18 protein-coding genes are annotated in these 19,051 nt (G+C 52.4%); 5 read left to right on the forward strand and 13 right to left on the reverse strand.

Annotated features, from left to right (window positions below; all coding sequences use genetic code 11):
* Positions 1-2: 2 nt before the first annotated feature.
* The 3 genes from LMH93_RS27395 to LMH93_RS27405 all read right to left on the reverse strand — a co-directional run bounded on the left by LMH93_RS27395 (position 3) and on the right by LMH93_RS27405 (position 3,388).
* Positions 3-992: a 2-dehydro-3-deoxygalactonokinase gene (locus tag LMH93_RS27395; RefSeq protein WP_230065442.1), complete on the reverse strand. Its 990-nt coding sequence runs from the start codon at positions 990-992 to the stop codon at positions 3-5.
* A gap of 253 nt (positions 993-1,245) precedes the next feature.
* Positions 1,246-2,127 carry an SMP-30/gluconolactonase/LRE family protein gene (locus LMH93_RS27400; RefSeq protein WP_230065421.1) on the reverse strand — a complete coding sequence of 294 codons (882 nt, stop codon included), beginning with the start codon at positions 2,125-2,127 and terminating at the stop codon, positions 1,246-1,248.
* A gap of 496 nt (positions 2,128-2,623) precedes the next feature.
* On the reverse strand, positions 2,624-3,388 hold the full coding sequence (locus LMH93_RS27405) for an SIR2 family NAD-dependent protein deacylase (protein WP_230065422.1): 765 nt from the start codon (positions 3,386-3,388) through the stop codon (positions 2,624-2,626).
* A gap of 197 nt (positions 3,389-3,585) precedes the next feature.
* On the opposite strand from LMH93_RS27405, the gene LMH93_RS27410 reads away from it, so the two are divergent.
* Positions 3,586-4,296 (forward strand): hypothetical protein, encoded by a 711-nt coding sequence (locus LMH93_RS27410; RefSeq protein ID WP_230065423.1) that lies wholly within the window; start codon positions 3,586-3,588, stop codon positions 4,294-4,296.
* Between the two features lie 103 nt (positions 4,297-4,399).
* On the forward strand, positions 4,400-4,696 hold the full coding sequence (locus LMH93_RS27415) for a hypothetical protein (protein WP_230065424.1): 297 nt from the start codon (positions 4,400-4,402) through the stop codon (positions 4,694-4,696).
* Between the two features lie 272 nt (positions 4,697-4,968).
* On the opposite strand, the gene LMH93_RS27420 is transcribed toward LMH93_RS27415, so the two are convergent.
* The 5 genes from LMH93_RS27420 to LMH93_RS27440 are packed head-to-tail and all read right to left on the reverse strand — an operon-like array spanning position 4,969 to position 10,681.
* Positions 4,969-5,436 carry an antitoxin Xre/MbcA/ParS toxin-binding domain-containing protein gene (locus LMH93_RS27420; protein ID WP_151883987.1) on the reverse strand — a complete coding sequence of 156 codons (468 nt, stop codon included), beginning with the start codon at positions 5,434-5,436 and terminating at the stop codon, positions 4,969-4,971.
* A 47-nt stretch (positions 5,437-5,483) separates the two neighbouring features.
* Positions 5,484-5,894: a hypothetical protein gene (locus LMH93_RS27425; protein ID WP_151883986.1), complete on the reverse strand. Its 411-nt coding sequence runs from the start codon at positions 5,892-5,894 to the stop codon at positions 5,484-5,486.
* Positions 5,869-7,851: a hypothetical protein gene (locus tag LMH93_RS27430; RefSeq protein ID WP_230065425.1), complete on the reverse strand. Its 1,983-nt coding sequence runs from the start codon at positions 7,849-7,851 to the stop codon at positions 5,869-5,871. Before LMH93_RS27430 ends, LMH93_RS27425 begins: the two co-directional genes overlap by 26 nt.
* A gap of 48 nt (positions 7,852-7,899) precedes the next feature.
* Positions 7,900-9,495, reverse strand: a complete 1,596-nt coding sequence (locus LMH93_RS27435; protein WP_230065426.1) for a site-specific integrase — start codon at positions 9,493-9,495, stop codon at positions 7,900-7,902.
* The gene (locus tag LMH93_RS27440) at positions 9,479-10,681 is read right to left on the reverse strand and encodes a tyrosine-type recombinase/integrase (protein WP_151883982.1); all 1,203 of its coding nucleotides are present in this window, start codon (positions 10,679-10,681) and stop codon (positions 9,479-9,481) included. Before LMH93_RS27440 ends, LMH93_RS27435 begins: the two co-directional genes overlap by 17 nt.
* A 210-nt stretch (positions 10,682-10,891) precedes the next feature.
* Between LMH93_RS27440 and LMH93_RS27445 the strand changes: the two genes are divergently transcribed.
* A complete protein-coding gene (locus tag LMH93_RS27445) occupies positions 10,892-12,079 on the forward strand; it encodes a hypothetical protein (protein ID WP_230065427.1) in 1,188 nt (395 codons plus the stop codon).
* A gap of 61 nt (positions 12,080-12,140) precedes the next feature.
* Here the strand turns inward: LMH93_RS27445 and LMH93_RS27450 are convergent, their stop codons facing one another.
* The 4 genes from LMH93_RS27450 to LMH93_RS27465 all read right to left on the reverse strand — a co-directional run bounded on the left by LMH93_RS27450 (position 12,141) and on the right by LMH93_RS27465 (position 16,155).
* The gene (locus LMH93_RS27450) at positions 12,141-12,905 is read right to left on the reverse strand and encodes a hypothetical protein (protein WP_176483540.1); all 765 of its coding nucleotides are present in this window, start codon (positions 12,903-12,905) and stop codon (positions 12,141-12,143) included.
* A gap of 120 nt (positions 12,906-13,025) precedes the next feature.
* Positions 13,026-13,241 (reverse strand): hypothetical protein, encoded by a 216-nt coding sequence (locus tag LMH93_RS27455; RefSeq protein ID WP_023383606.1) that lies wholly within the window; start codon positions 13,239-13,241, stop codon positions 13,026-13,028.
* Positions 13,242-13,280: 39 nt separating this feature from the next.
* Positions 13,281-15,293, reverse strand: coding sequence for an RNB domain-containing ribonuclease (locus LMH93_RS27460; RefSeq protein WP_023383605.1), 2,013 nt, complete (start codon positions 15,291-15,293; stop codon positions 13,281-13,283).
* A gap of 61 nt (positions 15,294-15,354) precedes the next feature.
* Complete coding sequence (locus LMH93_RS27465) at positions 15,355-16,155, reverse strand: phosphoadenosine phosphosulfate reductase domain-containing protein (RefSeq protein WP_023383604.1); 801 nt, start codon at positions 16,153-16,155, stop codon at positions 15,355-15,357.
* Positions 16,156-16,803: 648 nt separating this feature from the next.
* Here LMH93_RS27465 and LMH93_RS27470 point away from each other — a divergent pair.
* Together LMH93_RS27470 and LMH93_RS27475 are read left to right on the forward strand one after the other, a co-directional pair.
* A complete protein-coding gene (locus LMH93_RS27470) occupies positions 16,804-17,823 on the forward strand; it encodes a hypothetical protein (protein ID WP_023383602.1) in 1,020 nt (339 codons plus the stop codon).
* Positions 17,811-18,578, forward strand: coding sequence for a hypothetical protein (locus LMH93_RS27475; protein WP_023383601.1), 768 nt, complete (start codon positions 17,811-17,813; stop codon positions 18,576-18,578). The genes LMH93_RS27470 and LMH93_RS27475 overlap by 13 nt, the downstream gene beginning before the upstream one ends.
* On the opposite strand, the gene LMH93_RS27480 is transcribed toward LMH93_RS27475, so the two are convergent.
* Positions 18,573-19,049 carry a hypothetical protein gene (locus LMH93_RS27480; protein ID WP_023383600.1) on the reverse strand — a complete coding sequence of 159 codons (477 nt, stop codon included), beginning with the start codon at positions 19,047-19,049 and terminating at the stop codon, positions 18,573-18,575. The genes LMH93_RS27475 and LMH93_RS27480 overlap by 6 nt on opposite strands.
* Positions 19,050-19,051 lie beyond the last annotated feature (2 nt).

Genomic DNA, 19,051 nt, shown 5'->3' on the forward strand with positions numbered 1-19,051 from the left:
CTTCAAGATGAGTGGACGACGCTGGAGTGGACTAGGCCGGCAGCTAGCGCGAGCTGCCACAGGCCTCGTTCGGTTGCCTGTTCGGCAACGCTCACGTGAGTAAAACCGCAGGCCTGCAGGGCGCGGCTGTATCGGATGCAGAGTTGGCCGTTACCGATCAGAAGGATCGCCGGCAGGTGGTCACTATTACGGCGCTGGCGTTGTGCCTTGGCCAGGGCCGATAACTCGTGTCCGATCATCAAACCGGAGAGGTAATCGGGCTGGGCACTTGCGCTGAGCTCGCCAGTTAGGCCCAAGCTTCGGGCGCTGAATACGGTGGACAGGAGACCCGCTTCGCCTTCGACAGAAAGCGCGACCTGAACGCCGTGATCGAAAGCAACTGCATCGAAATCTCCGCCACGCTGTTGAGTGCGGCCCAGGATGCTGTGCTCGCTGAGCACCGCGAACACCTCGCCAGTCATGAAGGTGTCGAACTGCACGATGCAGCCATCGGCCACCTGCACCCATTTCGAATGGCTGCCGGGCAGGCCGATCAGCATGTCATCAGTGGTCACGCTGGCCAGTGCGCCGAGCACTTGGGTCTCTTCGCCGCGCATGACATTGGGCAGCCGCGAACGCTGGATCACGCCAGGCACAATGTGCACGTCGACGCCGCGGCGGCTACGTACAGTCTGAATGGCTGCACCGAGATTAGCGACGTTGGCTGGGGTATCGCAGTAAGCCGCTTCGCGCCAACCCTGGGCGCTGCCGACCATCCCGCAAGCGATTACTGGCAGTTCAGGCTGGGCATCTAGCCAATCGCCACAGGCGCCTTCAAAGGCCAGTTCGAAACCGTCAGTACAGAGTTCACCGCGGATCAACCGTGGGATTTGGGGCAGCTGCATGATGCCGCTGGGCAGCGCTCGTACGTCCAGAATCTGGCCGTCGGCGGCAAGCTTGTAAGCCCGAAGTGAGGTGGTCCCCCAGTCGAGCGCGATCAGTTGCGCTTGCATCGCTTCACCTGTTTTGTTTTTGGCAGTGAGTGCGGCGACTATAAACCTGAGGACTGGAAATTCCAATATGTAAAACACCATCCCATATATAGGGATCTTCCTACTCACAAAAGTAGCCGCTCCCTTTCGTCTACCCAGGACGCTGAGCAGCGTGCGACAAATGGTTACGGCAATGAGGCATCAGCACAGGGTTGGTTGAGGGCGATAAATGGCATCGCCCATGGCTTGAAAGCTGGTAGGAACGCTCTCTAAGTCAGTTGGCCCTTGAAGCAAGCGCACTGACAGATCCGGAGAAGCGGCTTTCTGCTATGCCGCGAATGCCAAGACCTGAGGCGGTGAGTAGCGCACCGTCGTCCTCGGATGGAGAAGACAAACCGACCCGAGCACTGGTGCAGTAGAGAATGTCCTGATTGGGTCCACCTATAGCTGGACAAGTCGTTTGTGATGCAACTGCCTCCACGATGCAGTCCACCTTGCCATCCGGCGTGTATCGAACTACTCGGCTTCCTCCCCACTGAGCGTTCCACAAACAACCCTCTGCATCTATACATGAGCCATCAGGAACACCATCACCAACTACTTCAACAAATATTCTTTGGTTTTCCATCGAAGGGTAATCGCAGCAAAATATGTTTTGCTTGGTTGAGTCCGAGTAGTACATCGTTTTACCGCTGGGGCAGAAGCAAATACTATTGGAAATCGCCACGGCTCTTAATGGAAGTGGCTCGATCTCCAAGGAAATCGCATTGAGTCGATAAAATGCTCCAATCGGCTGAGGCACATCACTTTCATGCATGGTTCCAAAAACAAAATTTCCTTGGCGGTCACAGCGCCCGTCGTTAAGGCGGGTCCCGACTGCACCAGGTGAATCGGCAATAGGGAAAAGCTCACAAGAGTCGAGGCTAAAGAAAGCAAGTCGAGATTCCAGCCCAAGCAGAAGCACATTGTTATCATCAGTTAAAGCAAATGAGGCAAGTCGCTCTGGCATACTCCAGGTTTGAACGGAGACCGACTCAGGAGAGTAAACAGACAGTTCCTGGCCCAGGATATTCGTCCAAAAAAGGCGATGAGTACGGTCGCACCATATTGGACATTCACCAAGAGAGTTTTTAGCGTCGTAAATTGTTCTTAACATTGTAATTACTTGTAGATGGCTAAGTTTGACTCGAACGGTTCTGTCATAGCTATGGCTGGGTGACCCCCAGTACGCTGAGTTCAAAGGACGTTGTCTTGATCACGATAGCCCCCGCTCGATTTGCCTAGTTATGCTGCTGGTTGCGCACAGGGTGGCAGCAACCGATAATAGAACGAGAACTCTAATTCGTGCAATGATCGGATGTCCCCAGCGACACGCGGCGTGACGGGGGATGCGTCCAAGGTACGTAATCGCCCCCTCCGTCAGTGACGAGACAGCCTACCCGCCAGTCGGGCTGGCGGAAGAAGCATTGCAATCGAGCAAATATGTCTGAATTAAGATGTGCAGAATTCAGTCACGACTCGCCTATGAATAAGCGGTGAAAGGCACAAATCTAATGAGGGAGAGTGACGAGAAATCCGTGCAAAAAAAAAAGCGTGCACATCTGTGGAATGAGGCTAGGTTAGGCATGCTAACCAGAACCATTCGGCTGCGCCTAAACCGCGACCCCTGCGGCTTTTAGCAACGCGGGTAATACCATCCCTGCACTGCCCAGCAGCATTATTTCGTCCGTACCACCAAATCCAACGTCTTCAATATTTACATGGATGACGGTAGCCCCAGCCGCTAGAGCCATGTCGGGAATAGCAGCTGCTGGCATGACGACGCCGGAGGTGCCCACAGAGACCAGTAGCTCACAGCTTTTCACACGTCTGACGGCTGAACGCCAAGAATTCTCGGGTAGGTTTTCCCCGAACCAGACCACTCCAGGACGAAGCTTTCCACCGCATCGGGCACAGCGGGGCGGCTCGATCAATTGTTCCTCTTCAGGAGTCTCCAGCTGCGCGGACGCTAGCGTCCCAGGTCTGTGGCAGGCGAAGCATTTCACGTCCATGAGACTACCATGAAGATGGATTACCGGACTGGAGCCAGCTCGTTCATGCAAGTCATCAATGTTCTGTGTGACGACGGATACGTCCCATCCGGCGACGGCTAGCTGAGAAACAGAATAGTGGGCTGGGTTGGGTTTAGCCTGGCCAACATGATGCCGCCGCCACAGGTACCAGCTCCACACCAAGGCTGGGTTTTCTCTGAAGGCGTTCGCAGTTTCGAGACGCTGAGGCTCGTGCTTCGTCCAAAGTCCAGTCAGCTTGTCGCGGAACGTAGGTATTCCGCTTTCAGCAGAAATGCCGGCGCCAGTGAAAAAGACAACCTTCTTGAAAGCGCGCAAGGCTTCGGCAGCTCTTTGCAAATTGGTCATGCGATACACCTCCGCTCCGGCGGTTTTTATCCAGTAAACTCGGAAATGGACAATCCTCCCAGTCAAGGCAGTCGCGATTGATCGGAAAGCCCAGCGCGGGGCGCAGATTGACGCATACTGATATCACCGCGTGTAATCCCGGTAGATATGAGCTATTCCACCTACAACCGTCTGTAGCCCCTGAGCGGGAGATGCTCATGACCAATCCCTTCGCTCATATCCAGACTCAGCGTGAGCCTGCAGCCGAAACACATACGTCGGAAAGCACGGCAGCCTTGATTGCTACCTTATCAATTGAGGCGAATTCACGCCGGACGATCGATGCATATCTTGATGGCTTGCAGATGTACAACGACTTATTCGAATGGAGGTTGAACGATTATCCCCAGAAAGCGCTCGACCTCATCATCGACTGCTTTCTCCCTGCGGATTCGGTACCCCAGTCGATTCTGCAAAGAGGCGTTTCTGTTGGGGTAATCCGCTCCAGGATCTTCCAAAGCGGAGACTGGATATCAGGCAAACAATGGGTGCAGCTCGCGTCGTCTTCCTCCCGTGGCGACAAATTTGACCCCAATCAGCCACTAGCCGACGGGCAAATTTTCTCGCTCCGACCGGGCAAGGTGAATTTCTTTCCAATCTACGGTTTGGACGGTAGCAACGGATACCAACCACTCCCTGGCCTCTCCGAAGTGTTGTCCGAGCTCTCAGCCAGGATGGACGAATGGGCGATATCAGCGTGGTTCCAGACCGAGAATTCGACTCTTGGCGGGGTCGCACCGAAAGCGTTGTTGAGATTCGCGCCAGACAAGGTGCTGACCGCGGCTAAGAAAACCAAAGGCGGAGCCGGGGAGGAAATGATTCAAAAAAAGCGCACAAGGGTTCAGCGCGCTAAGAAGCTTACGCACTGACCACCTATAACCAATTTTTTAGTGCGCTTCGCCACAAGTGCAGGCAACATTCGGGTATAGCATTCCGCAATGCTGCGGCAAATGAAGTTTGAAGGAATTGAAAATGAGCAGCCAAAAATCAATCCAAAATCCCCGCAACCAAAAGCCTGTTTTCTATGATTGCTACTCTACAGTGATGAAAGCGGTTGACAAGCAGTACGATGTGCGCGGTTATCTACTGGCGGAACTGGTTGTGCTGTGCCTGAAAAATCGAGCAAAAGTTCCTCTTGCCCGGCGTGCCTACTTCGAACGCTGTGTCCAGAAAGAAGCTTTAACGTACTTGGAGCACTTTACTTCGCAACTGCTATTCGGTCCGAACGGACGCTTCTCGCCACATGAATACTGCTACAGCCATCATTGATTCCTCTAAACACAGAGACCTGTCTGAAATGAAAGTCACCGCTCATATGGCGAGCTATTTCAGCAACAAACGCTCCGCCGCTGATTCATCGCGAATCTGAGTAAACTTCAGCTTGGTCCTTTCATAGCCGAAATAGCTCGTCACTCACAAATTGTAAAAGACTAACTTAATTGAAGACGATCGTAGAATAGACAAAGCACTGCATCATCAGCATATTGCCATTTCCCACGCGGGCCATTAACGGGCTCAAGGGCGAGTATCTGTACTCCTACTTACTGATAAACCCCTGAAATCACTCGCTCCAAATAATCAGTAATCAATCGATACCCCCAGAAGTTATCAATCAACTCTAGCGGAATCTCCCCTTCGAATTGGTTGCAAGGCTTCTTCAGCCAGTTCTCTGCCAGTCGCTGATTACCGAACGCCAGGCTAGCATGCTCTAGCACGAGCGCATATTGAAGCGCGACAGCACTCTGATACTCATTCAATAGCAGCGGGCCTCTCTGGAGCACATGACGCTTTAGCGTACGGATCGACTTCCCCATAATTCGGGTCAAAATTTTCTTCGACGAATAAAGCTCCGATACGTTGAGCATCTCGTTGAGCGCTTCCAAGGCGAAGCCTTTCTTCACAAGAAAAACAAGCTCCAAATGGCTAAGATTTTCTATCCGAACTCCGGCTAAAATAGCACTAGGTTTAACAGGCGTCACCTTTAATTCCTCACCCAATGCAACAACCATGCGCCCTCCTCATGAACATTAACTACCAAAACATTTCGGGCGAAAGCTTAACCTTCAGAACGATCACGATCAATTGATGGAAGCGGAGCTCTTATCATTTCTTCGGTTAGGCCATTTTTGTATGCATTATATTGAAGCAAAGTCAGATACTCCAATAACAGTGAATTTCGGAGCTTCAACTCCTTGACTTGGCTTTCCAGATTGTGGATTCGTTGCGCTGCAAACCCCAGGCTGGAAGGCGCCTTTAGCTTAGGCACTGCGACTTTTAGCTCAGCTTTTTTTGAGGCAAAAGCACTGACTATCTCAGGGTGATGATTCAGAGACTGCCGAGTTGGACGCTTACCCACCAAGCCTTTAACTTCACTGCAGAGCTCATCCCAAGTCAGGCGATCACGCGTCCAACCATGCAATACATTTACGATTGCAGCCACATCAGATGCTGTCAGGTGCTTCGCCATGGTTCAAGACCTCAGTGGTCATGGAGCCCAATCGATTAATCACGCGACTGAGCTGAGTGAAATCAGTTCCTTTTAATCGGACAATAGCACCATTCATTATTTTTGGATCATCCAAAAGAGCCAGCAACTCTTTCAACCTACCAATAGTCATTTCGGTATGAACAACCCAACGATCAGCACCGTAATCATCCGATTCTTGCTCACTCCTTGTTTTCTCCAAAACTATTTCCAACTGGTTAAGTCGCATGGCGATACGCTGATAATTCATAGCAAGCCCCTTGACACAGAGATGCTCATTACAATTAAGGCAGTCCCTAAACTTACGACATGGCTCGATAGCGAAGCTATGAGAGCAGAAGCCATATTCTGTAACATGCATTGCCGACACGACTTTCGAAGGAAAATCACTTTCATCCACAGGAACGTATTGATGCGGAGCTTCTGACGGAGTTAAATCATCACTCACGAAACCCAGTTCACGCACCCGAACTATAATCTCATCATCTGAAGTATGATCGTATGCACGATTCGATTTTACATTCACTCTTCCTGACCAACGAGCAATGTCGAAATCGCTGAGCCCACCGCGAATTGCCAATGTATTAAGCAAGTGGCGTACTGAATGACTGTTCATTTTCAGCCGCTCTCCTTCCCGGCTTTTGAAGTCATGACGCTCAAACACACTTAAACGCCGCTTGGTATTATTACCCCCTAGATCATCGGCCAACGTCTTCAACGTCGGTCGAGCCAGCATGACGGGGTTTGTGGCTACCTTTGACGACAACTGATGCTTAAGCACTGTGCAAATGCACTGACTAAATTTAATCCCTTTGCTTTCATCAAACCACGGAAAATTTATGTCGTCTTGCTGTACCGTTTGCCAAAGGTCATCCAAAGTGTACGCATCGCTAGCACTCGAATACCCTCGAATAGTGAGGAAAGACGCGACCTGTTTGTCACTACCAGAAGTAAAGCCTAGCGCTTGGGCGGCCTGAGTATTACTCAACCAAGCGTTGCTCATCACTTTCGGACACGTGGGATGACGGTAAAAAGCTTGCGGCCGACCTTCAAGATATTCCGCCAGCTTTCGGCCCGGCTCGCTCAACTTTACCAATCGAGAAAACGCTTCCTTTGCCAGTGGAACCATTGAAGAAGGTACCCACTTGATCATTGGCCCATAACCCTTACTAGCAAAGAATCTGAACCCGTATTGCATATTGCCACTGAGATCCACCTCTTCAACCTCTGCATCGATAGTCAATGCCAATATCTCTCCGCCCCTTGATGGCGCACACAATAACAATGCAATCAGTGAAGTTGTGAAGATGTCTCTAGGTTCGGTTAGGTTGCTGCTAAAGATTTCCGCCAGCGCATCAAGAGCTTCTTTATCTGGCAATTTGCGCTCGCGAGCAAGATCTCCTTTTCGTCCCGTCGCTCTGAGATTTTTATGGACGGGACCAATAGGTGACCGCCATTCTCTGAGGTCAAAGACTACAAAGAAGTTTTCGGTTAGAAATTTGGCGAACACCGCCAATAAACGCGAAGCGTTATAGGCTCCGTCTCTTGAAAAATTTGCCTTGATCAACGAGGCAGCCTCATCCAGCACCGCAGGGGATACTTTAGATACATCACCTGCGCCTGTAATGTTACATAGTGCCGCCTCCACAGCTCTAAACAGCATGCCTAACTGAGCGAAGCTAGGCCCGCCTTTCTCTAGAAACATGAAAACTAAATATGCTTTTGCTAAAGGCAAGAATTCCTGACACAGGAGTTCGCCTTCCTTAAGATCAGGACCTTTTGAGGCATTCATTTTTTTCAAGCGAAGCCCTGGCCACGACCATGACTCCCAATCATCAACAACAAGGTGGGCATGGAGCTTCATTTTCTCCACGAATCGCTCTATATTTCCCTGGCAATCGCCCTTGGTAAGCTCAACCGCATACTTTTCATATAGCATGATCGGCCTCCACCAATTGTGATGAAACTCGCAATGATCCTTTTCAAACTAGGGTTTCTTTTCACCCAATGAGCTTGTAACCAACTTATGCTCGGAAACAATGTTCTGATTTTGAAATTCAGGTATTTGTTCCTGCCTCGCTTTACAGAGCGCGACAACCTCTGCCACGGCGAGTATTCCTCTATCTAGAGATGTCGCAACAGCTGCATCACCCGTCAGATCTATCAGCCTGGCTCTTTCGGACAACAAATAGTCATATACGGCTTGATGTGGGCCGTTAAGCCATGGTTGAAAATGGGCACAGGTATAGCAGGGTATCGGGACGCTCGCCGTACAAAAACCCAAAAACCCACATGTCCCTGAGGGTTGTCCGTCAGGGGTACGGATCGTGGCTGAATTATCATCACCTCTTAGCGCGTTAGCTTTTGAAGTGACCAAAACCCCAGCGAACGCCTTTGCGTAAGACACCAACATCGGATCTAATACCGCGCTGATCTTTGCCCCGTATTCCGGTACATTCTCTGTGTAAACAGTGACGTTTTGTAAGTCATTGTGATCAAGTAGTTCTGCAATAACTAGCGGACCATAACCCTCTCTAGCTGCACGCGTAGCAACGGTGTATCGAAAACGCCGAGGACAAACCGTAAGTGCTTTGCCAGTCCGTTCCGACTGAACTTTCAGGATAGAGACGGCATTTTTGATACGGATGGTCATCAAAGATCCAGTCATGTGAAACACATCACTAGCAAGGCCCTCGCTGAGCGAAGCGATGCTCATACCTTCATGAAACTTACTCCAATTGGGAAACAGAGGAATTTCCTCTAACAAGTCCTCAGGAATAGGCTCAGAACACATTGATCTAATTCTTTCAATGACGTATTTTTTCTGTGCACTCAAAACTTGCCACACATCAGCAGGTAACAATCGACGCTTCTTGAATTGGCGAAACGCCCCTCCTTGCTGTTTTGCACGAGGTACCATCAAAACAAATTGTGGCTCACCGGCTTTGTCCTTTTCCAAAATTAAGTCAACGCCACGCAAGTCGGTAATTTGGATAGGTCTACTACCCAACGCCAATGTAATAAGGGTTAGCGCGAAAGCTTCTAGGTTAATCGCTCCAAATTCATACCCCTGGATGAGCACCTCGTACAGCCCCTCAAGCTCTATATCGCTGAACGGCCCCTTGATTGGGTCGCGCCGCTTCACCGCATCCCCTCTGGGATTACCAAACGATTTCATAGCCTTGAAATACTCAACCACACTCACCGATACGGCACCGACACCTAATTTATTCCACCGAACAAACAGTGACTTCAAGAAATTAAAATACCAATCACGCCCATTCAAGGAAATTCGGTAATTGATTAGCAGGTCGACAGTCAATTCCCTGCCCGCTGCAAATTGAGCGAGATACAGATATCGTTCAAATATATTTAACGCATATGCAGGCGTGTTATCCCTAGCATAATAGGACATGACCACTTTAAATGCAGACAGAACCTCATCACTTACAAGCCCGACGAGCCGAGAAAAGTCGAGCTTAACATTTCGATTTAACTGCCACACCGTAGAATCAACGGTAAAAACACAACCACTTTTGGTTGCATAGCGTTCACTGTCGTGAGAATCAATCCGAAGCTCCATTTTTCCTCCGAATGCTTTCGCGCAGCTTTTCTTGAAGCTCCAGTCCGACTTGGTTAGCTTTCCTGGAAATAAATCGTTCGTTGTAGTGCTTCGCGCTGCCAGACCCCTTCTTCCAGCCCATCAACTTGGAGCGCAGGTGCTCTTGTTCCGTCTCGGAGGGAGGACTGGGCAGCGAATCCATATATTCCGAAAAATTCTGATTCCAACTATGCCGCAGTCGATGCCCATGCACCTTCGCCAGCGTCAATGACGAAAGCTGCAGTGTTCGCCAAATTTTCTGATAGCCCGCGATCGACAGCGGCTGGCCTTGGGTGGGGCCAGATTTATGGGTTATAAAAAGGTAAGGACATTTGCGGGCATTAGGTATTCTTCGTCGCACCCCGATGATGTACTCATGAAGGTCAGTGCTTAACCTATTACTCATGGGCAACGCGCGAGCCAGAGTCTTTACCAACGGCTGGCGTTTTCTAGGATCATCGACTTGATCAGGACGTCGTACGATCTGAACAACATTCTCAGAGAAATCTATGTCCTCCAAGCGAATGCCTAATAGTTCCCCCGCCCGTATCCCTAGCTCGCTCATCGTACGAATGATCAAATAGTTCCGATCCCGAACCTCTGGCTCAAATATATTCACGGGACTATCAGGATCAATTGCCGCGAGGAGCGCTTGTACCTGAAATGATGACAAAGCCTTTTCTTTCTGCACTGCTCGACTAGAAACCTTAGGTCGACGTGCGCGAATATACGACACCATACTGGCTGCCGCGCTGGGCGGTGGATTATTAAAATCAAAAAAGCGCCCAACCAACCAATCGCAATATTTAGCTATAGTTGAAAGCCGAGCATGAAGCGTTTTTCGATCCACATCGCGTGTTTTTTTTGGCTTAGTAAGCCCATACTGTTCTTTAGCACAGAAGTCACGAAGCGCATCTAGCTCATGCACAAGAAGAAAACGCTTAGTTTTATATCTATCGTGCAACTCTATCTGCCGCACCATCAGAAAACAGTAAAACAGACGCAGATGAGAAGCTGCTGACAGCAAGGTGGCGTATGCCTTGTCAGCGTTCCTGATCTGAGTGGTCAAAAAAAGATTGGTATTGAAATCTGGGAGATGTGAGAGATCGTCAAGCAGTACGACGTACCGTTCGCCCGAAGTCATCACAAAACTCTGAGCGGTTAGCATGATCGGCCTCCCATTCTTTACTTTTTATTCAAGGTACACCCTAGAAGAAAGCAGTGATGGGAAACCGACCAAAGGTAGAAGAGGAATTACTCTATATATATTAGGCTGTTGAGAGACAAATTTTACATTTATGTCTCAGGTATGTTCTAGAACCCATACAGTGCGCAGCTCGAAGCAGCTGTCGCCGCCCTGGCCGCGGCTGAAGCGGGCTTGCAGGAGCAGTACGAACTCTACGGCCATCTGCATCGCTTTGATGAAGACCAGGCCAAGTTGGCGCTCAGAAATGCCGAGGTGAAACTAAAGGACCTCGAACGGGAACGAACCGAATTGGGTGTGGTGCCCCTGCTTGATCGTGCCACTATCTACAAGGCCGTCTATCGCGCTAACCGCTCGCTCCTCGGGCAAGCATTCGATGCAGTGACGGGCCGGATTCCAGAACCACCCAAAATGTCCGAGGCAGAGGAAGCCAAGCTAGCCGAGAAAGCTGCTCGGTTGGGGGCATTGCTTGGCGAGGATGGAGAGATAGCCACCCAGCAGCATTTGGTACAGAGGCTTCGATACGATATTCAGTTCCACTCTTCCCTGGACTGGCTCGAAACCGACTCCGACTACGCAACCTACAGTTCGCAAATCGCGAGACTGCAGCCAGCCATTGAAAGTCTTTCAGCCAAAATCGCTAGGTTTGAAGAGCATATTCGGGAGCCACAGGCACAGTGCCTCAAATATCGTCAGCGTCTGGATGTGGCCAAGGAGAAGCTGGCCCAAGCGATCCATTTCAGAGATCGCCACCGAAACGCACCACCACGCTCAGTCGAGGCTGCGAGAGTAAAGGGGGCTTGCAGTAACTACTTCGGAACAGATGACATTGCCCAGGTCGTCAGACACAAAACCAGCGATGTTGAGGACCTTGAACGTGAGCTCGCCAAATGGGAGCAGCGCATGGCGTCACTGCAGCAGCGCGATAATCGAGTCATCGAGCGGCTGATCATTGACGGGAACAACCTATGCAATCGTGGCCGGGGCAAGAGTCAACAGTTCATCGGATTGAACGCTTTGAGTGCACTCGTTCCGGCCCTGCTGTCAAACTGGCCTGGCAGTGAAATCATTCTGGTCTTCGATCCAGGCATCACGAGGAAGCTCCAGGTTTCGTGGGAGGACATTCAAAGCACCTTCCCAACTGTGGAGACATACCGCGTCGACAAAGGCCACAGCGCCGATGAAATGATCATTGAACTGGCCTCTTCACCGAATGCATTCATCATCAGCAACGATCGTTTCACGGAATTCAGCAACCGACCCGCCCTCAAGGAAAACAGAGTCTTTGGCCATGACATTACCAAGAAAAACATCTTGGTGAATGAGCTGTGGATCTCAGTGGATTATTCCTCTCCAGGCTGAGCAGGATAGTAGGATAGGCTTCCCTGCGCTCCCATGCGTTACGAATCAGCTGCACGTTCAATCATCGTCTTTGGCAAGGCCATAGTCGCTCTGCGCAGGCCGGACCGCCGGTAAGGTCGTACAGCTCCTCGACCGTGTAGATGTTGCCGTTATCACCGAACAGCACATCATTATCACGGTTGAGCGAAGCTGCAGCGCCCGGCTTCGGCCGGCGGCACCATAGGGAGATGTCTCGGATGAAGAAGCCCGCCGAGATGACTGCAAAAACCAAGAATGTGAACAGCACGCCCTTCGTCACTAGCGCGAGCGCTCCAACGCCCAGGAACGCCAAGAGCCCCTTCGGTACGGTGTGGTCAGGGTCTCGCAGATGGCTCAGGCTACAGCCGAAAGACAGCATCACCAGGGCCGCGGCTATCGCTACGCCCACATCTGCTTCAGCACTCTTTTCGATGGTTCCCCAGATACCCGCTGCCACCGATCCTGCAATTGCGGCAAGGTGACGAACCAGCGCCAGCGGGGTACGACGAATCCTATCTTCGATAGCCCAGAGAGCGCGAGTGGGCGCCATCATCTGAGGTGCCCTGACCATGCCGGCCAGTGCATCCACGGCGGCCTCCATCTTCCGTACAGTCGACGGAGTGACCACCGTCATGGTCGCGAGGTCCTGGATCAGCTGCACGCAACGCTTGAACTCTGGAGTTGCCCGCTTGATCGAGCCTGGGTTGAAGTCAGCCAGGTCGATGCTGCCAGCGTACAAACCAAGGTAACCAGCAATCAAGGCCTCGGCTCGCGCCATCTGCTGATCAACAATTCTGTTCAGATTCATCGCTCGTCCATTCGATTGCCCTTGCTGGCTAAAGGCTCCAGCAGCATCTGAGAATGCAACTCTCAACAACCAGACTAGCCCAGCTAGATGGCTGGGCTTGAGTACACCTGGTGCTTGCTCCTAGTTCAGCACTTTATTCAGGCCGTCACGCAGACACCGGGCCTGATCCTCGTAACGCTCGGAACGGTCCAGGACCTGACCGCTCGCATTCGTGGTTTGCCAAAAGCTGTCCCCAGTGTCCATCTCGTCAACTAGTAGCTCAAGTAGTTGGCTGCTGTCGATCTGCACACTGTAGGTCAGCTCGAACCCCTCTAATTCTTCCCGTTCAGTGCTCATTTGCTTAGCTCCCTCGCGGCGGTCAACTGGGCGCCTCAATCAGCTCGCTATTTTCACTTGCCCAAGGATTTCGGCAGCAGCTAGCTCTTTCGCGACTTTCTTACCTCCAGCCACTGTCTTGGCCGAAAGCACATTTCCATCTACCACAATTTGCGCCACGCATTCGAATTGCGGAGGGGCAATGCTCAGCTGGGTGAAGATGTAACTGGGCTCCGCCAGCCTGTTTTTTTGTGCCATCTCATTTAGCTGCACTACCGGGTTTGAGCTGCTCACGGAAGTCGCCTCACGTGACTTGGCCAGTCGCTCCAATAGGATGGCCGAAGCAGCTGCTTCAGCGGCCTTCTTGGTTGCACACTCTGGTGAGGTAGCACTTTCGACGTCGCCACCCTTCGGGTGGACAGTCGCGGTGGCTGTGAAGCTTGCAGCATTTGACGGTCCACTCATCGCGACATGCAAATGGGGAGCAGCCCACCCCCGCTTCCGGCAAAGTTCAATTAGCGCACCTTTGTAGTCAGTAGCGCGGGGCGCTGGAGAGCTTGATGACTGCGTCGGAGCCTCAGGGCTAAGGCTGTTTATGGGCAAACTCAAGTGACGACACAAAATCTCGACCATGGCTTTCTGCTTTGCTACACGCTTCTCGCGGTGCACACCAACTCCCTGAAGACGCCGCCCACTTGCCGAGACAGCAACCACACACTTGAAGCCTCCATTTACACCGTGCACCGTTTCATCGAGCCCCTCAAAAACTTGAGTCTGGATTCCGTTCATGATGATCCTGACCACGTTGTGAGGGTGCTGGCACATCCAGTTCGAGAAAGCCACCCCAAGATCTTCGGTGATTGCTTCCCTTGGGATTTGAATCGCAAGTCGATCGACGATGGCGTCCGCTATCGTGTTGTTGTTGAGTCTTCGTATCAATTCAGCCACTACAGCTTCAGGCAAATGACCGGCGTCTTTCGCGAGCTTCACGGCAGCGCTGAGTACGTTGTCCTCCATATTGACCAGGTTCCCACTCGCCACCAAGCGCTGAGCTTTCCGCGCCAGCACCTCCTTGTGGTAGTCGACAGTGGATTCGGATCGCTCTCGCAGCGTTTTGTTGATCGACGCAGAGATTGTAAGCAGATCTGCTTGCGAATATGGCAGCGGGCAATTGTCGAGATGCGCCCGAATCTGGCGAATGTTCACCAAGTCGGCATACCGACGAAGCGGAGAGGTGCCGTGGAGGTACAGCGTTAGGCCAAGACCGTAATGCCCACGCGCCACGCCATCGTAAACAGCACGCTCTATGAGTGCCCCTAACTGCGCACCCACAGAGGCTTCGGTCACCAGCCCCTCTTTCAACCACTGCTCGACTGTGTTGGCCAGGTCCAGTGCATGCGGAGCGGAGACTCGGCTTGCGTGGTTACGGTATACCGCCGGCAGCCCATTCTCGGCCATGAAGAGGGCTATTTGGGAATTCGTCAGAATCATGAATTCTTGCACGATGATGTGCCCGACCATCTGATCCAACGACTCGTATTGGCGAAGATTGCCCTCCTCATCCGAGAGCATGAGCTTGCGAATATCGTAAAGGGCAAGCGCTCCTTTCGATCGGCGGCGCTGCAGCAGCAGCGTCGAAACCCTACTGAGGAGCTCCACCATTTCACGCAAAGGGCTTTGAGTGCTTCGGGCTATCTCCGGAATGGCCTCATATGTGAGACGGGTGTTGACGGTGATAACCTGGCAGCTAGGTTCAAAACCGACGACCTCAAGCGAGCTATTGAGCGTGATTGTAAAAACCATCGCTTGCCGTGGTTGCCCCGCGACAAGGCTACTTTGATCTGCGCCGATGTGCCGTGGCAGCATTGTTTGCACTGCACGATCTCGGGCATAGATCGAGGCGGCCCGCTCAAACGCCAACTTATCGTCATGAGAGCCGACCCCAACCTTCGCAGAAGGATCGGCGATGGCAACTGATATGATGTACAGATCGCCGCTCTGGGTGATCGATATCGCGTCGTCGATATCAAGCGTTTTCTGGGAATCGATGGTCACGAAGAATGGTGAAGTCACGGTGGATCCTTGGCCTATCAAGCTGTGTGTGGATTCTACACTGGAAGCAGTCAGAGGGCGGTCATGCCGCCAACTCAACAAGTGGGATTCGATTCATGTGCATCGTGTAGCCCGTGCGCCGCTCAAGAGCGACGTACTGCTCGAAAAGCTCAGGGTGATGGACACGCCCGTTACGCAAGTCAGGCTTGGACGCCATCACGCAGAAAATGCAGCTCAATCGATCATTACCGAGGGCATAGGCGTGATGAGGACGCTGCCCCGCTGCAGCGATGGCACCGAAGACCTCATCCGTGCGCATGTCATGTACTGGCAACCACTCGAACCAGGTCAACACAGAGTTGCTGATCCCCATCCGGCTGAAAACTACCCGCTTCGCTCGCCCTGGCGACTCTTGAGCGCGCAGGCCAAGGCAGTTGACGATCGTTTTGAAGCCATTGGCCTTTGCATAGCGCCTGACCTCACGTTGGATGGGTCCTCGTTTCAAGTCGCTCGTGCATTGGCGAGTAGACGCAGATGGCCAGCTCGGTACCTCGGGGCGAATCTCGAACCGACGCTCTACCATTTCCAGCAGCGTCTTCGAGGCTGTGGCAACAATGAAAGGAAGGCCTGCAGCGGCGGCTTGATCACGGGCCAGCTCCATCGCCCCCGGCCACTCCATCGGGCCCAGCGATGCATGGACAACCACCAGCTGGCTAGCCGGAACGCGCTCCAGGAGACGGATCAGTTGCACCTGCGAATCCTTACCGCCCGAATGGTTGGCCACAAACAGCGCACCACTGGCGATCAACTGGTCAAGCTCGGCTTTTGTGGAGTCACGGGTTTCATCCCCGAAAAGCAAGCCCTGCTGCTGAAAACGATCCATTTCCTGCTGGCCTCATTGATAGACGTCAATGAGAAAAGATTAAACTATAGAACAACTATTTTCAATTGAAATATTGTCCTATAGGACAACATTTTTCTGCGGTCGCGGGTGTGGTTCTGCCGTCTCAGCCGCAGTCTTGACCAGAAGCTCGTCAACCGCCCTGGCCAGGTCGGCCTCAGCTTGCTGGAGCGCCAGAAACATTTCTGCGCTGGCAGCTGTATCGTCGTGCGCATACTTCAAATGTGCTGCACGTGCGGCCCTGAAGCGGATGATCGCATCCAGGGTGCTCTGATCCAAGTGTAAGCTGAGAGGTAGCTTCAGTTCGCTGGTGTTTGGCCTAGCCATTTTCCTTGCTCCATTTCCTCGGTGAAAAACCTGACCTTCCCCCTCTGATCCAACGGTGTCGATCAGACGGTTCCGTTATGGATGTAGGAAAAGTCAGCAGACCACCTGACGGCGCTTGAACTGCTTGTGTGCACTTCACACTGTGCAGTGCACAGCGCATACTCTGGCTGGGGCTTTTTCTAACCCACTATAAATGGCACATTTCCGTTTAACCCCAGTAAACATTGGATTGTAAACCACTTTTTTGACTTGTAAACCACTGTGGTTTACAGTGAAAAAAAGTAGTTAACACGAGGCCGGCTCATGCCGAATTTACAAGACGAAGCTAAGGCCTACATTGAGTCCGTTTTAGGTGTGGCAGCGCAGATGACTCCGGTGCCACTCCGAGTCCCCTATACCATCCGGGACAGCTACAAGACCTACGAGTTGAGCGTACCTATGGGGAACAGTTCGGCGTTCAACATGATGCTGCTGGTCTCCCGTGATGATATTGAGTACCCAGGCATCGTGAAGCTGCAGAAGCACATCGAGATGGTGCGCAACGTCACCAACCAGGTAGTAGTGTACGTCTGCTGGTCCTTGTCGACTCAAGACCGCCGCAGCCTGATCATGCACCAGGTCAATTTCATCCAGCCCAGCTTCCAGATGTTCATACCTGAGATGGCGCTGGACCTGCGTGAAAGCTTCCGTCAGCGGCGAGAGCAGAGCGAGGTAGCCGCCCTCCTCCCCGCGGCCCAAGCCATGCTTCTCTCGTGCCTATATTCCGGGATACCCGACGAAACCTACTTCACTACGAACGCTTTGCTGGGGGACCTGGGCTACAGTCGCGTGACCCTCTCGAAGGCAGTGGATCAGCTGGTATCGCTGGGGGTGATTAGCCCTGCGAAAAGCGAGCTGCATTGGAAGACCTACGCCTTCAACGGGTCGCCTGCAGAGGTGTTCCAGAAGGCCAAGAAGCACCTGCGGTCCCCCGTCAAAAAGAGAATTGGTATTACCCGAAATGCTATCCCCATGGCCCCGGGAGTATTCATCGCGGGGGAAACTGCCCTGGCCAAGTACACGATGCTGGCGGAGCCTAAGCAGGCCGTATGGGGGATGAGCAAGAAAGTGTTCAATGACATGCTGGCGCTTGATGCGTTTGAGGTAGTCGAGTCGGTGGACTCGATCGAGGAGTGGGTGGAGATCTGGGGGTATCCGTCGCTCACCGAAACGCAGTATATGGCAGACACAGCGTCGCTGTTTCTGAGCCTGGAAGACAACCCCGACGAACGCATTCAGATTGCGTTGGATGAACTCAAGGAGCAGGTACATTGGTTAGCGTGAAAGGTTTAGATATTTTTGGCCGGCACTTTCGCGATTTCCGCGATAGCTACGTCCTAATCGGTGGCGTTGCCTCTGCTCTGGCGATGGAAGACGCGGGAGAGAGCTTCAGGGCCACGAAAGACCTAGACATCGTGCTCGTGATTGAGGCTCTGGACTCCCATTTTGTTAACAGGTTCTGGGAGTTCATAAAGGCCGGCGGCTATGAGATCAAACAAAGAGGGGGTGACAGGCCGGTCTTCTACAGATTCCAGAATCCCGCCGACGAAACCTACCCGGTAATGATCGAACTATTCTCTCGTGCACCGGATGGCCTTGAGCATGAGGAAAACGCAACGCTGACCCCAATCCCCACAGATGAGTCGGTTTCGAGTTTGAGCGCTATCCTGCTCGATGAAGACTATTACACCCTGTTGCGTTCCGGCCGCCATCAGAGCGAGGAGCTGACATACATCAGCGCTGATCGTCTTATCCCCTTCAAAGCTAAGGCCTGGCTCGACTTGTCTCAGCGCAAGGCAAACGGTGAAGCAGTTGACTCGAAGAACGTCAGGAAGCATCGGAACGATGTCCTGGCCCTGGCGGGCCTGCTGACTGGCGAGGTGATTGAGTTGCCCGCAAGCATTACTGCAGACATGGCGCTATTCCTTGAGCGCCTGGCGGTCGAAGAGATCGACTTCAAAGCGCTCAAGATTCGGGGTGACCTCAAGACCATCATCGGCCGAATTGCAGAATCCTTCGGCCTTCAGCCGACCTCATAACGCCGGCAATTCCTCAAAGCCTTTCCCAGCGCCCGGCCCCAGTTCGGGCGCAGCGAAAGCGACGACCGCGTTGATGAACTCCTTCCACTGGTCAAGTGTGAAGCGCATCGGTTCTAACAGCTGGCCGGTTTCTGTCCAGAGCCCGCAGCTATCCAGCTCCAAAAATTCTCCATGCTCAACGCTCCACCAGGATCCGGTCATCGAGGTGCCCCAATCGAGGCGCCCAGCGAAGAATGGCATGTTGAACATCAACAAGAACCAGAGGTGCCCGTCTTTGGTAGTAACGTACTCCCGCATCGTTCGATTGCCCAGCGCAGCGCAGACCTCTACAGCTTTGGCAGCGAACAGCTCGTCAGCACTGGGTGAATCCGTAGTGAACCCGAAAACGTGCTCCGCGAGATATCCCAGGCGGCTTACAGACGTGTGAGCCATCTGAAGAAAGCTCCGCTCAAGCAGTTGCGAGTAATCCATGT

The organism is Pseudomonas sp. CIP-10 (assembly GCF_020911845.1).
Classification (GTDB): domain Bacteria; phylum Pseudomonadota; class Gammaproteobacteria; order Pseudomonadales; family Pseudomonadaceae; genus Aquipseudomonas; species Aquipseudomonas alloputida.